The organism is Isoptericola sp. NPDC057391, assembly GCF_042668085.1.
Classification (GTDB): domain Bacteria; phylum Actinomycetota; class Actinomycetes; order Actinomycetales; family Cellulomonadaceae; genus Isoptericola.
Genome location: NZ_JBHVBO010000023.1, coordinates 26,176 through 38,647 on the forward strand (window position 1 = coordinate 26,176; position 12,472 = coordinate 38,647).

A 12,472-nucleotide genomic window follows, 5' to 3' on the forward strand; every position below is an offset into this window, starting at 1 on the left:
CTCTCACCGCGGGCCGTCGCCCCCGCCGTGCCCGCCGCCGGACCATGCGGCGAGGCGCCGGCGGGAGCGAAACTCGCGCGGCGCGCCGCTGAGCGGGTCGACGAACGCCAGCGAGCGGGCGAGCAGCTGCAGCGGCCGGTCCGGGTCGTCGGGGGCGTCCGCGCGCAGCACCGGCCAGAACGGGTCGTGCAGCAGCGGCAGGCCGAGGGAGGCCATGTGCAGGCGGAGCTGGTGCGTCTTGCCGGTGTGCGGCTCGAGCCGGTAGAGCCCGAGGCCGCGGGCCTCGTCCCGCGCGACGAGCGTCACCCGCGACTCGGCGTTCGGCTCCCCCGGCTCCTCCTGGGCGCGCACCACGCCCCGGTGCTTGACGATGCGCGAACGGACCGTCGTCGTCCCGTCCCGGTCGATCGCCGAGCCCGGCGCCGGCAGCGGCGCGACCGCCTCGTAGACCTTCCGCACGGCACGGTCCTGGAACGCCGTCTGGTACGCGCCGCGCACCTCGGGCCGCACGGTGAGCACCAGCACGCCGGCGGTGGGCCGGTCGAGCCGGTGCGCGGGCACCAGCTCGGGCAGGTCGAGCGTGGCACGCAGGTGCACGAGCACCGTGCGGGTCACCCACCGGCCGCGCGGCATCGTCGCGACGAGGTGCGGCTTGTCCACGACCAGCAGGTCGTCGTCGCGGTGCAGCACCTCCAGCTCGTCGAGGGCGGGCACCTCCGGCTCGTCGGCGGGCGGGTCGCGGTAGAGGTAGAGGAAGCCGCGCGGCTCGTACGGCGTCGCGTCGTCGACGACGGCGCCCGCCCCCGTCACCACCTCGCCCGCGGCGAGCTTCTCCCGCAGCCGCGCGGCGTCCCCCGCGCCGTCGCCGAACCGCTCCAGGAGGTACTGCGCCGCCGTCGCGTACCGGGCGACGCTGGCCGCGTCGTGGGGCAGCACGAGGCGCGTGGGGTTGAGGCCGCCGCGCACGGGCAGGGGCGGGACGTGCTTGCGCGGGCGGTCCTCGCGCGATCCTGGTGGCACCGGACCATTGTCGCGCGCGGCATGATGGCGGCATGAGCCTCTACGACATCCCGTTCGAGCGCATGGACGGCACGACGACCACGCTCGCGGAGCACCGCGACGACGTCGTGCTGGTGGTCAACGTCGCCTCGCGGTGCGGGCTCACCCCGCAGTACGAGGCGCTGGAGCAGCTGCAGAAGACGTACGCCGACCGCGGGTTCACCGTGATCGGCTTCCCGTCCAACCAGTTCCTCCAGGAGCTGTCCACCGACGAGAAGATCGCCGAGTTCTGCTCCACCACCTACGGCGTCACGTTCCCCGTCGTCTCCAAGATCCGCGTGAACGGCCGGCACACCCATCCGCTGTACGCCGAGCTGAAGAAGACGGCCGACGCCGACGGGCACGACGGCCGCATCCGCTGGAACTTCGAGAAGTTCGTCGTGCTGCCCGGCGGCGACGTGCACCGGTTCTCCCCGCAGACCGTCCCCGACTCCCCCGAGATCGTCGACCTCGTCGAGAAGTCCCTGCCGAGGTAGTCACCGGCCCCGCGAGGTGGTACTGCCTGTCACCCGGCCCGCAGGTGCACCCAGCGCTCGGTGACGACGTACCCGAGCGCCTCGTTCGCCCGCCGCGACGCGACGTTCTCTGCGGCGCCGCCCGAGCCGAAGACCGCGTGTCCCGCGTCGGCGAGGGCGAGCACCGCCGCGCCCTTGACGGCGGTGGCGAGCCCGCGCCGGCGGGCCGCGGCACGCGTCACGGTGAAGTCGACCTCGACGCGGTCCGCCGCCGGGTACAGCACCGTCGCGGCGTCCAGCCGGCCGTCCGCGGCGAACGCCCCGAACGCCCACCGCTCCCCCGCGGCCAGCTGCGTGGCGAGCGCGGCGGCGTCGGGCACGTCGTGAGACGTCGCGACGGTCACCGGGTAGTCGGTGGCGGCCCCGGCGTCGAGCGCGGTGAGCGCGGCCGCGTCGTTCGGCACGAGCGCGCGGACCGTCCACCCCGCTCTCCGCGCGGCGTCGACGGCGGTACGGCACGTGGCCAGCACCTCGGGCGTGACGACGAGCCGGGCGCCCCACGACTCGGAGACGACGCGCGCCCCGGCGTCGAGGAGGCGCGCCGCCTCCGGGTCGTCGGATCGCAGCACCCGCACGGCGGGGAGGTTCGTCGTCACCGGCGCACCGTAACCGCGCTGAGCGGCGCCGGTCATGGGCATTCTCGCCCCGTGCTCTCGTCGCCGGTCCCGTGTCACCCGGCGGCCAGAAGGTCCCTGATCGCTCCCGGGACGGCGTCCGCCACGTCGAGCGCGGCCACCGGGCCGCCGGGGTTCGCGCGGTGCGCGGCCCGACCGTGCACCAGCGCCGCCGCGGCGGCGACCTCGGCCGCGAGCGCCGGGTCCTCGACGACCTCGCGCGACCGCGCCGCGAGCATCGCGCCGAGCACGCCGGCGAGGACGTCGCCGGCTCCCGCGGTGGCCAGCCAGCCGGGCCCGTCGGCCTGCGCCCACGCGCCGTGCGGGCCGACGACGACGGTCACACCCCCTTTGAGCAGCACCGTCGCGCCCGTCAGGTCGTGCGCCCGGCGTGCCCAGCGCAGCGGCTCGGCCTCGACGTCCGGGCGGCGCACGTCCTCGCCGCGCGAACGCAGCAGCGCCGTCAGCTCGCCCGCATGCGGGGTGAGCACGAACCACGCCGGGACGCGCTCGTCGAGCAGGCCGAGCCCGCCGGCGTCGACCACCGCGGGTACACGCCCGCCCGCCGTCCCGGCGAGCCGGCCGGCCGCCGCGGCGAGGCACGCCCGCCCGCGCTCGTGCTGGCCGTCGTCCAGGCCGTCGGCCTCCCCCTCGTGCACGGCCTCCGGCCCGCCGGGGACGCCCGGCCCCACGACCCACGACTGCACGCGGCCGGGCGCGGTGACGACCTCGGGTCGGGCGTCGAGCACCCGGCCGCCCACCTCGGCCGACCCTCGGTAGCGCACCATCCCGGCCCCGGTCCGCACGGCGGCCGTCGTCGTGAGCACCGCCGCGCCGGGGTACGTCGCCGTGCCCGCGACGACGCCGACCACGCCGCGCGTGTACTTGTGGTCCGCGGACCCGGGCACGGGCCACGACGCGCCGACGTCGGCCGGCTCGAGCCGGCGTACGGCCCACGGGCCGGCGGTGTTCGGGCCGGCGTCCGGGCGGAGGTCCAGGCCGATGTCGACGACGCTCACGTCGCCCGCGAGACCGGCCGCCGGCGGCAGCAGCAGGCCCGGCTTGGCCGCGCCGAACGTCACCGTGCAGTCGGCCGGCAGCACCGGGCCGGCCACCGCGCCGTCGTCGACCCCGATGCCCGACGGCACGTCCACCGCCACCACCCACAGCGCACCCGGTGTCGTTGTGAGCGCGATCTCGGGGACTATTCGCCGTCGAACAGTCCCCGAAATCGCGCTCACAACATCTGCGCCGAGGTCGCGCAGCGGCCCGCGCGCCCCGATGCCGACCAGGCCGTCGAGCACGACGTCGGCGCGGGCGGCGTCGTCCGCCACCGCCTCCAGGCGCTCGGGCGCGGCGTAGAGCTCGACGACGCGGCCACCGGCGCGCTCCAGCGCCGCCCGACCGCCGTCGTGGAACCGCCCGGCGACCAGCACCGCCGTCACCGCCAGCCCACGCCGCGCGAGCACGGCGCCCGCGTGCAGCGCGTCGCCGCCGTTGTTGCCCGCCCCCGCGAGCACCACGACCCGTGCGCCGCGCACCGGCCCCCGGCGCGCGGCGACGTCGCGCAGCACGCGCACGGCGAGCGCGAACGACGCCCGCTCCATCAGGGGGACCCCGGCCTCGAGCAGCGGCTCCTCGGCGGCGCGGACGTCGGCGGCGGACCAGGCGGAGATCATGGGACGCATCCTGCCGCGCCCCGCCGCGCCCCGCAGCGTCGCCGCAGGTCGAGGCATAGGCTCTGGCCCATGCGATTCGGACTCTTCATCCCGCAGGGCTGGCGCCACTCGCTCACCGACGTCCCCCCGGAGCAGCACTGGGAGACGATGCTGTCCCTGCTCCATTACGCCGACAACGCCGCGGCCGGCGAGCCGATCCCCGGCGGCCCCTGGGCCTGGGACTCGGTCTGGGTGTACGACCACTTCCACACCGTCCCGATCCCCAGCGCCGAGGCGACGCACGAGGCGTGGACGCTCATGGCGGCGTTCGCCGCCGCGTCCCAACGCGTGAAGCTGGGGCAGATGTGCACGTGCATGTCGTACCGCAACCCCGCGTACCTGGCGAAGGTCGCCTCCACGGTGGACGCGATCTCCGGCGGCCGCGCGCAGCTCGGCATCGGCGCGGGCTGGTACGAGCACGAGTGGCGCGCCTACGGCTACGGCTTCCCCCGCGCGGGCGAGCGCCTGCGTGCGCTCGACGAGGGCCTGCAGATCATCACGCAGATGTGGCGCACCGGGTCGTCCGGAAAGTTCGACGGCGAGACGTACCAGGTGGACGGCGCCCTCTGCTATCCGCAGCCGCTCCAGCAGCTCCCGCTGGGCGACGGCGGCGCCGAGGTGCCGAGCATCCCGCTGTGGGTGGCGGGCGGCGGCGAGAAGAAGACGCTGCGCATCGCCGCGCGGTTCGCGCAGTACACGAACTTCGCGGGCGACCCGGAGACGTTCGCCCACAAGTCGTCGATCCTCGAGCAGCACTGCCGCGACCTGGGCCGCGACTTCGGCGAGATCACCCGCTCGTCCGACTACAACGTCGTCATCGGGGAGAACCAGGCGGAGGTGGACGACCGCTTCGCCTGGATCGAGTCGCACTTCCGCAAGCACGCGCCCGGCGAGAAGGGCGAGCAGGAGATCGCGAACTGGCGCAACAGCCCCGTCGTGGGCACGCCCGAGCAGGTCGTCGAGAAGCTCTCGGCCCTGCGCGACCTGGGCATGACGTACGCCATCACGTACTTCCCGAACGCCGCCGCCGACCGCGACCAGATCGAGCTCTTCCAGCGGCAGGTCATCCCCGCGCTGCAGGACTGAGGCGGTGCCGCGGCACGAGGTCGACCTGCCGGACGGCCGGCGGCTGGTCGTGCACGACGACGGCCCGTCGTCCGCCGACGCCGTCGTCTGGCACCACGGGTCGCCACAGTCCGGCGAGCTGCTGCCCCCGGTCGTCGAGGCCGCCCGGGCGGGCGGGCTACGGGTGGTCTCCGCAGCCCGCGCGGGGTACGGCGGGTCCACCCGCCGCCCCGGACGCACGGTGGCGGACGCCGCGGCGGACGTGGCGTCCGCCCTGGACGCCCTCGGCGTGGCAAGGTGCCTCGCCGTCGGCGCCTCGGGCGGCGGCCCGCACGCGCTCGCGCTCGCGGCGCTCCGGCCCGACGTCGTGTCCGGCGCGGTGACCCTTGCGGGTATCGCGCCCTACCCCGGTCACGGCCGCGACGACCTGTGGTTCGCGGGCATGGCCGACGACGGCGGCCTGCGCTCGGCGCTGGACGGTCGGGAGGCACGCGAGCGGCACGCCAAGACCGCGGAGTTCGACGAGTCGAGCTTCACGGCCGACGACTACGCGGCGCTCGCGGGGACCTGGGCCTCGCTCGGTGCCGACGCCTCGCGGTCCGGGCAGGCGTGGCCGGCCGGGCAGGTCGACGACGACCTCGCGTTCGTCCGGCCGTGGGGCGTCGGGCTCGACGACGTCACGCCCCCGTCCCTGGTCGTGCAGGGCGGCGCGGACCGGGTCGTGCCGCGGCACCACGCCGACCTACTGGTCGACGCCCTGCCTGCCGCGGAGCTGTGGCTGCGCCCGCGGGACGGCCACGTCAGCGTGCTCGCCGCGCTCCCGGTCGCGCTCGACTGGTGGCGGTCCGCCGCCTGAGGTTCAGCCCTCCGCCACCACCATGGCGGACGCGATGCCGGCGTCGTGGGAGATGGACAGGTGCCACGCCTTCACGCCCAGCTCGTCCGCGCGGGCCTGCACGGTGCCGCGCAGCTCGACCTCCGGCGGCCCGCCGACGGTGCGGTGCACGGTCGCGTCGTGCCAGTGCAGGTCGCCGGGGGCGCCGAGCGCCTTGGCGATGGCCTCCTTGGCCGCGAAGCGCGCCGCGAGGGACGACGCCGGCAGGTCGCGCTCGGCCTCGGTGAAGAGCTTCTCGCGCAGGCGCGGCACCCGCTCCACCGTCGCCATGAACCGGGCGACGTCCACCACGTCGATGCCCACGCCGATGATCATGGCCCACAGCCTAGGTCCGCCCGACGTCGGTCACGGTGGCGGTGTCGGTGTCCCGACCTAGCGTTCCGCCCATGCCCGACCACCCCGCCCCGGTCCATGCCGTCGAACGGGGCGCCCCCGCAGCGCCCGGCACGCCCACCATGGTGCTGCTGCACGGGTTCCCCGTGGACCACCGCCTCATGCTGACGCCGTTCGAGGCCGTGCTCGCCGACCGCCGGGACTGGCGTCGTGTCTACCTGGACCTCCCGGGGATGGGCGCCAGCGCGCCGGGGGACGTCGCGTCCACCGACGACATGCTCGCGGCGGTCCGAGCCACCCTCGACCGCCTCGTCCCGGGCCCGTACGTCGTGGTGGGCGAGTCGTACGGCGGGTACCTGGCGCGAGGGCTCGTCGCCGCGGAGCCGGACCGGGTCCGCGGGCTCGCGCTCCTGTGCCCGCTGATCGTGCCGGAGCACGACCGGCGGGAGGTCCCGCCGCATCGCGTGCTGGTCCGTGACGAGCGCCTGCTGCGGGAGGTGGGCGCGGCGGCCCTCGACGCCGACGACGTCGGCGTCGTGCAGACCGCGGAGACCTGGCGTCGCACCCAGGCCGAGGTGACGCCCGGGCTGGAGGCGGCCGACCCGGCGACCGTCGCGCGCGTGGGCGCCGCCTACGCCGGCACCTTCGCGGTCGAGCCGCGACCCTACGACGGCCCCACGCTCCTCCTCACCGGCCGGCAGGACTCCTCGACCGGCTACCGCGACGCCTGGCGGGTCCTCGAGCACTACCCGCGCGCCACGTTCGCGGTGCTGGACCGCGCCGGGCACAACCTCCAGATCGAGCAGCCGGCGCTCTTCGACGCCCTGGTGAACGAGTGGCTCGACCGCGTCGAGGAGGCGACGGCGGGCACGTAGCCCGGCGACGGAGCCGGCGCGGGTCACCCCTCGGCACGCACGCCGGCCTCGTCCGCCGGCTCCACGAGGTGGCGCCACCGGAACCACTTGCGCTCGAGCTCCGCCTCGAGGTCGACGTCGAACCGGCGCGCCACGAGCAGCACCTGGGCGAGCACGTCGGCGAGCTCCGCCCGGAACGCCGCGTCCACCGCCTGCTCCCCCTCGCCCCGGTCCCGCGACCGCCCCGACCGGGCGAGGTAGGCCTGCGTGAGCTCCCCGACCTCCTCGTGCAGCTTGAGCACCAGCCAGTCGTCGGTACGAGGGACGCCGAAGCGCCGCTCGTACACCCGCGAGATGATCTCCAGCTCGTCCGACAGCTCACCCAGGTCCATGCGCCGATCATGCCCCCTGTCCACCCGCTGCGGCGGGCACCGCCAGGGCGGGGCGCCGTGCGGCGACCAAGGCGGCGGGCTCGTAGGCTCGGCGCCGTGCCCAGCGTCCGCGTGGGCCTGTCGGGCTGGCAGTACCGGCACTGGCACGGCCGCTTCTATCCCGACGGCACCCGGCGTGCCGACGAGCTCGCGTACGCCGCGACGCGCTTCAGCACCCTCGAGCTGAACGGCACCTTCTACGGGCTGCAGCGGCCCGCCTCCTTCCTGCGCTGGCGGGACACGGTGCCGGAGGGCTTCACGTTCGCGGTCAAGGGCAGCCGCTACGTCACGCACCTCAAGCGCCTGCGCGACCCGCGGACAGCGCTCGCGAACTTCGTGGCGAGCGGCCTCCTCGCCCTCGGGGACCGGCTCGGTCCCGTGCTGTGGCAGCTCCCGGAGCGCGCCGCGTTCGACCCCGAGGTTCTCGCGACCTTCCTCGACGCGCTGCCGCGCACGACCGCCGAGGCCGGGCGACTCGCCGCGGACCACGACGACCGTCTTCGGGCGGAGGCCTGGACCGAGCCCGGCGTGGACCGCCCCCTGCGGCACGCCCTGGAGCCGCGGCACGCGTCGTTCGAGTCCCCCGAGGCCCTCCGGATGCTGCGCGACCACGACGTCGCGCTCGTCGTGTCGGACGGCGCCGGGCGCTGGCCGCTCCTCGACCACCCCACGGCCGGCCTCGCGTATCTCCGGCTGCACGGCCCGACGTCCCTGTACGCGAGCCGCTATGACGACGCGCGCCTCGACCGGTGGGCCGGCTGGGTGCGACGGCGGGCGGACGCCGGGCAGGACGTCGTCGTGTACTTCGACAACGACGGCCACGCCCACGCCCCGCGGGACGCCCTGCGCCTCGTGGAGCGGCTCGGCGACGTCGTCGACCCGTGGCCGCCGTGACCCACCGGGGACGACGGCGTCCGCGGTTGTCGTTCCCCGCCCGGCCTCGGGCAGAATCGTGCAGGTGGCACCGCAGTCCTCCGACACCGCACCCGGCACGGCACCCCAGCCCCTGGGCGAGCACCTCACCCGGCTGGCGCCGGCGTCCCCGTACGTCGACCTCGACCGTGCGGCGTGGAGCCGCCTGTCGGCGTCGACCCCGCTCCCGCTGACCGACGCCGACGTCGAGCGGCTGCGCGGCCTGGGCGACCCGATCGACCTCGCCGAGGTGGACGCCGTCTTCCGCCCGTTGTCCCGGCTGCTCAACCTGTACGTAGCCGCGAGCGCCGGCCTGCACCGCGCCACGTCGACGTTCCTGCACGAGGAGCCGCCCCGCACCCCGTACGTCATCGGCGTCGCGGGGTCGGTCGCGGTCGGCAAGTCGACCACCGCGCGCATCCTGCGCGAGATGATGGCGCGCTGGCCGGACACGCCCCACGTCGAGCTCATCACGACCGACGGCTTCCTGTACCCGAACGCGGAGCTGCAGCGCCGCGGGATCATGGACCGCAAGGGCTTCCCCGAGTCCTACGACCGGCGGGCCCTCATCCGGTTCCTGTCGCGCGTGAAGGCCGGGCAGTCCGAGGTCCGCGCCCCGGTGTACTCGCACGTCGTCTACGACATCGTGCCCGGCGAGGAGGTCGTGGTGCGCAAGCCGGACGTGCTCATCGTGGAGGGCCTCAACGTGCTGCAGCCGGCGCGCCCGTCGGCGATCGACGAGTCGACCGTGGCGGTGAGCGACTTCTTCGACTTCTCGATCTACGTCGACGCCCGCACGCGCAACATCCGCCAGTGGTACGTGGAGCGCTTCCTGCAGCTGCGCCGGACGGCGTTCAGCAGGCCGGAGTCGTACTTCCGACGCTATGCGGACCTGTCCGACGCCGAGGCGACGGAGCGGGCGCTGTCCATCTGGGAGTCGATCAACGCGCCGAACCTGGAGCACAACGTGCTCCCCACCCGTGGGCGCGCCACCCTCGTGCTCACCAAGGGGTCGGACCACTCCGTGCAGCGGGTCCGGCTGCGCAAGCTCTGACCCGCGGTCGGGTCAGGCCGCCCGGCTCGTGGGCTCGGCGTCGGCCTCGTCGTCGTGCTCGTCGTCGTCGGCGGGCACCGGCTGCGTCCGGGGCGGACCGGCGACCCGCTGCACCACCTGGTCCACGAGGACGCCCAGCAGGATGCCGGCCACGACGCCGACGGCCATGGCGAGCAGGGTGTTGTGCCCGAGCCAGGAGGCCGCGGCGAGGCCGATGAGCATCGAGTAGATGCCCCACGTCACGGCCGCGATGCCCGAGTAGAGCATGAACCGGTGGCGCGGGTAGCCCACGGCCCCCGCGGTCATGTTGACCGCGACCCGCCCGATGGGCACGTACCGCGCGGCCAGGATGAACGACGCCCCCCGGTGCGCCAGCGCGTGCCGCGCCCAGTCGACGGCCTTGCGGCCCCGGGCGGAGCGCAGGAACGCGAAGCGCTCGGTGCCGACGGCGCGGCCGATCTGGTAGGCGATCTGGTCGCCCGTCCAGGCGCCGGCGATGGCGAGAGCGAGGACGCCGGGCAGCCACGGGTTGCCCTCGGAGTGGGCGAGCACGGTGAGCGTGATGACCACGGACTCGCTGGGGATCGGCGGGAAGAACCCGTCGATCGTCGCGAAGACGTACATGGCCGGGTAGATCCACAGGGACGCGCCCAGGTCGAGGATCCAGCCCTCGAGCTGTGCCAGCATCGTCGACAGGTTCACCAGGTCGGTCCCTCGGTTCGTCGGCCGGGAGGAGGCCCTCCGGCGGTCGCACGACGCCGGACGGCGTCACGGGACCAGCCTAGGCAGAACCGGGGGCCAGGCTGCATGGGGAATTCCCCCGGTTCCACCCTGAGTGCCGAATGTTCACCCGAGGTCCACGACGTTGCCGTACCGCACCAGGTTCTCGTTCGAGGTGAGCGTGCGCAGCAGCGCGTGGTCGAGGTACAGCTCCCCCGCCAGGTGGTCCGTCTCGTGCTGCACGATGCGGGCCGGCCAGCCGGTGAGGACCTCGTCGACCGGTGCCCCGGTCTCGTCGCGCCCGGTGAGCCGCACGCGCCGGTGCCGCGCGACGACGGCCTGCCACCCGCTCACCGACAGGCAGCCCTCGTGGAACGCCGCGCGCTCGGGCTCCCCGTCGGGGCCGGGCAGCGGCTCGTACGCGGGGTCGAGCAGCACCCGGTACGGCAGCGGCGTCCGCTCCCGCGGGTCGTCGGCCTCGGCGTCGGGCGGGGTGCCGGCGTCCTCGACGACGGCGATCGCCAGCCCGATCCCGACCTGCGGCGCCGCGAGGCCCACGCCGGGCGCGGCGTGCATGGTGCGGCGCATCGCCTCGAGCAGCCGCGGCAGCACGTCGCCGAGCTGCCCGGTGTAGGGGGCCGCCGGCGCGCGCAGGACCGGCGCCCCCGCCTGGACGATCGGCAGCAGGCCGGTGCCCGGGCCGTCCGCCGCCGCGTCCGCCCGGTCCAGCAGGTCGACGACCGCGGCCCGCAGGGCCTCGTCCACGCCCGCCGCCGCGCGGCCGGCAGGGGCGCCGTCGGTCACAGGGCCAGCCGGTCGCGCACGACGGCGGCGAGCGTGTCCGCCACGCCGTCGGCCTGCGTCTGGGTGGCGGCCTCGACCATGACCCGCACGAGGGGCTCGGTGCCCGAGGGGCGCAGCAGCACGCGGCCCGTCTCCCCCAGCAGCGCCTCCGCGCTCTCGATCGCGGCGCGCACGCCCTCGTCGTCGGCCGCGCGGGCCTTGTCCACGCCCTTGACGTTGACGAGCGTCTGCGGGAGGCGCGGGACCTCGGCGGCGAGGTCGGCCAGGCGCCGCCCGGTGGCCTTCACGCGCGCGGCGAGGTGCAGCGCGGTGAGGACGCCGTCGCCGGTCGTGGCGTGGTCGGCCAGGATGATGTGGCCCGACTGCTCGCCCCCGAGCCCGTACCCGTGCGCGCGCATCTCCTCGAGCACGTACCGGTCGCCCACGCCCGTCTGGATCGTGGTGATGCCCGACTCGCGCATCGCGAGCAGGAGGCCCAGGTTGCTCATGACGGTGACGACCAGGGTGTCCGACGGCAGCCGGCCCTCGTCCTTGAGCGCGCGGGCCAGGATGCCGAGGATCTGGTCGCCGTCCACCAGCACGCCCCCGTGGTCGACGGCGAGGCAGCGGTCCGCGTCGCCGTCGAACGCGACGCCGAAGTCGGCCTCCGCGGCCACGACGACGGCCTGCAGCTGCTCGGGGTGGGTGGAGCCGGCCTTCTCGTTGATGTTGCGACCGTCGGGGCTCGCGTTGATGACGACGACGTCGGCCCCCGCCTCGCGCAGCGCCTCCGGGCCGACCTGGCTCGCGGCGCCGTTCGCGGCGTCCACCGCGATGCGCAGGCCCTCCAGCGGGCGCACGTCCGGCGTCGTGCCGATGCTCGCCACGAGGTGCTCCACGTACTGCTGCGCGGCGATGCCGGTGTCCGAGCGCATGCGCCCGACGTCGGCGCCGATCGGCCGCTCCCAGTCCTGGCCGAGGCGGGCCTCGATCTGGTCCTCGACGTGGTCGGCGAGCTTGAAGCCGCCGCGCGCGAAGAACTTGATGCCGTTGTCCGGCATCGCGTTGTGGGACGCGGAGATCATGACGCCGAGGTCCATGTCCATCGCGCCCACGAGGTGGGCCAGCGCCGGGGTGGGCAGCACGCCCAGGTTGACCACGTCCACGCCGGAGCTGGCGAGCCCCGCGCCGACCGCGGCGGACAGGAACTCCCCCGACGCACGCGGGTCGCGCCCGACGACGGCGCGCGGGCGGTGCCCGGCGAAGTCGCCCGACGTGCCGAGCACGTGGGCCGCCGCGCTGCCGAGCCCGAGGGCCAGGTCCGCGGTGACGTCCCGGTTGGCCAGCCCACGGACCCCGTCGGTGCCGAACAGTCGCACGATGTCTCCTCCTCCGGGCGCGGCGGTGGATCCGCACGCACACCCCACGGCGCCCCCGCGGACGCCGCACCGATCGTAGCCGGACGTGCGGACGGCCCCGCCGGAAGCTTCCGACGGGGCCGTCCGTGGCGCTGACGCTC

General features: G+C 75.4%; 14 protein-coding genes. 6 read left to right on the forward strand and 8 right to left on the reverse strand.

Annotation, left to right across the window (positions count from 1 at the left end):
* Positions 1 to 3: 3 nt before the first annotated feature.
* Positions 4 to 1,020, reverse strand: a complete 1,017-nt coding sequence (locus tag ACFUVW_RS05615) for a pseudouridine synthase (RefSeq protein ID WP_430570366.1) — start codon at positions 1,018 to 1,020, stop codon at positions 4 to 6.
* 32 nt (positions 1,021 to 1,052) lie between these two features.
* On the opposite strand from ACFUVW_RS05615, the gene ACFUVW_RS05620 reads away from it, so the two are divergent.
* Complete coding sequence (locus tag ACFUVW_RS05620) at positions 1,053 to 1,535, forward strand: glutathione peroxidase (protein ID WP_430570367.1); 483 nt, start codon at positions 1,053 to 1,055, stop codon at positions 1,533 to 1,535.
* 29 nt (positions 1,536 to 1,564) lie between these two features.
* Here the strand turns inward: ACFUVW_RS05620 and ACFUVW_RS05625 are convergent, their stop codons facing one another.
* Both ACFUVW_RS05625 and ACFUVW_RS05630 read right to left on the reverse strand, forming a co-directional pair.
* Entirely contained in the window at positions 1,565 to 2,170 is a 606-nt protein-coding gene (locus ACFUVW_RS05625; RefSeq protein ID WP_430570368.1) for an acetyltransferase, read from the reverse strand.
* Positions 2,171 to 2,244: 74 nt separating this feature from the next.
* Complete coding sequence (locus ACFUVW_RS05630; RefSeq protein ID WP_430570369.1) at positions 2,245 to 3,867, reverse strand: bifunctional ADP-dependent NAD(P)H-hydrate dehydratase/NAD(P)H-hydrate epimerase; 1,623 nt, start codon at positions 3,865 to 3,867, stop codon at positions 2,245 to 2,247.
* Between the two features lie 69 nt (positions 3,868 to 3,936).
* Here ACFUVW_RS05630 and ACFUVW_RS05635 point away from each other — a divergent pair, with 69 nt between their 5' ends.
* On the forward strand, positions 3,937 to 4,992 hold the full coding sequence (locus ACFUVW_RS05635) for an LLM class F420-dependent oxidoreductase (RefSeq protein WP_430570370.1): 1,056 nt from the start codon (positions 3,937 to 3,939) through the stop codon (positions 4,990 to 4,992).
* 4 nt (positions 4,993 to 4,996) lie between these two features.
* The gene (locus tag ACFUVW_RS05640) at positions 4,997 to 5,827 is read left to right on the forward strand and encodes an alpha/beta fold hydrolase (RefSeq protein ID WP_430570371.1); all 831 of its coding nucleotides are present in this window, start codon (positions 4,997 to 4,999) and stop codon (positions 5,825 to 5,827) included.
* 3 nt (positions 5,828 to 5,830) lie between these two features.
* Here ACFUVW_RS05640 and ACFUVW_RS05645 read toward each other — a convergent pair whose 3' ends face one another.
* Complete coding sequence (locus ACFUVW_RS05645) at positions 5,831 to 6,181, reverse strand: holo-ACP synthase (protein WP_430550478.1); 351 nt, start codon at positions 6,179 to 6,181, stop codon at positions 5,831 to 5,833.
* Positions 6,182 to 6,252: 71 nt separating this feature from the next.
* Between ACFUVW_RS05645 and ACFUVW_RS05650 the strand changes: the two genes are divergently transcribed.
* Positions 6,253 to 7,074: an alpha/beta fold hydrolase gene (locus ACFUVW_RS05650; protein WP_430570372.1), complete on the forward strand. Its 822-nt coding sequence runs from the start codon at positions 6,253 to 6,255 to the stop codon at positions 7,072 to 7,074.
* A gap of 23 nt (positions 7,075 to 7,097) precedes the next feature.
* Here the strand turns inward: ACFUVW_RS05650 and ACFUVW_RS05655 are convergent, their stop codons facing one another.
* Positions 7,098 to 7,445 (reverse strand): pyrophosphatase, encoded by a 348-nt coding sequence (locus tag ACFUVW_RS05655; RefSeq protein ID WP_430570373.1) that lies wholly within the window; start codon positions 7,443 to 7,445, stop codon positions 7,098 to 7,100.
* Between the two features lie 96 nt (positions 7,446 to 7,541).
* Between ACFUVW_RS05655 and ACFUVW_RS05660 the strand changes: the two genes are divergently transcribed.
* Positions 7,542 to 8,378, forward strand: coding sequence for a DUF72 domain-containing protein (locus ACFUVW_RS05660; RefSeq protein ID WP_430570374.1), 837 nt, complete (start codon positions 7,542 to 7,544; stop codon positions 8,376 to 8,378).
* Between the two features lie 112 nt (positions 8,379 to 8,490).
* Positions 8,491 to 9,450: a type I pantothenate kinase gene (gene coaA / locus ACFUVW_RS05665; protein ID WP_430570378.1), complete on the forward strand. Its 960-nt coding sequence runs from the start codon at positions 8,491 to 8,493 to the stop codon at positions 9,448 to 9,450.
* A gap of 12 nt (positions 9,451 to 9,462) precedes the next feature.
* Here coaA and ACFUVW_RS05670 read toward each other — a convergent pair whose 3' ends face one another.
* The 3 genes from ACFUVW_RS05670 to glmM all read right to left on the reverse strand — a co-directional run bounded on the left by ACFUVW_RS05670 (position 9,463) and on the right by glmM (position 12,335).
* Entirely contained in the window at positions 9,463 to 10,152 is a 690-nt protein-coding gene (locus ACFUVW_RS05670; protein WP_430570375.1) for a DedA family protein, read from the reverse strand.
* A gap of 144 nt (positions 10,153 to 10,296) precedes the next feature.
* A complete protein-coding gene (locus tag ACFUVW_RS05675; protein WP_430570376.1) occupies positions 10,297 to 10,974 on the reverse strand; it encodes a peptide deformylase in 678 nt (225 codons plus the stop codon).
* Positions 10,971 to 12,335: a phosphoglucosamine mutase gene (gene glmM, locus ACFUVW_RS05680; protein WP_430570379.1), complete on the reverse strand. Its 1,365-nt coding sequence runs from the start codon at positions 12,333 to 12,335 to the stop codon at positions 10,971 to 10,973. The genes ACFUVW_RS05675 and glmM overlap by 4 nt, the downstream gene beginning before the upstream one ends.
* Positions 12,336 to 12,472 lie beyond the last annotated feature (137 nt).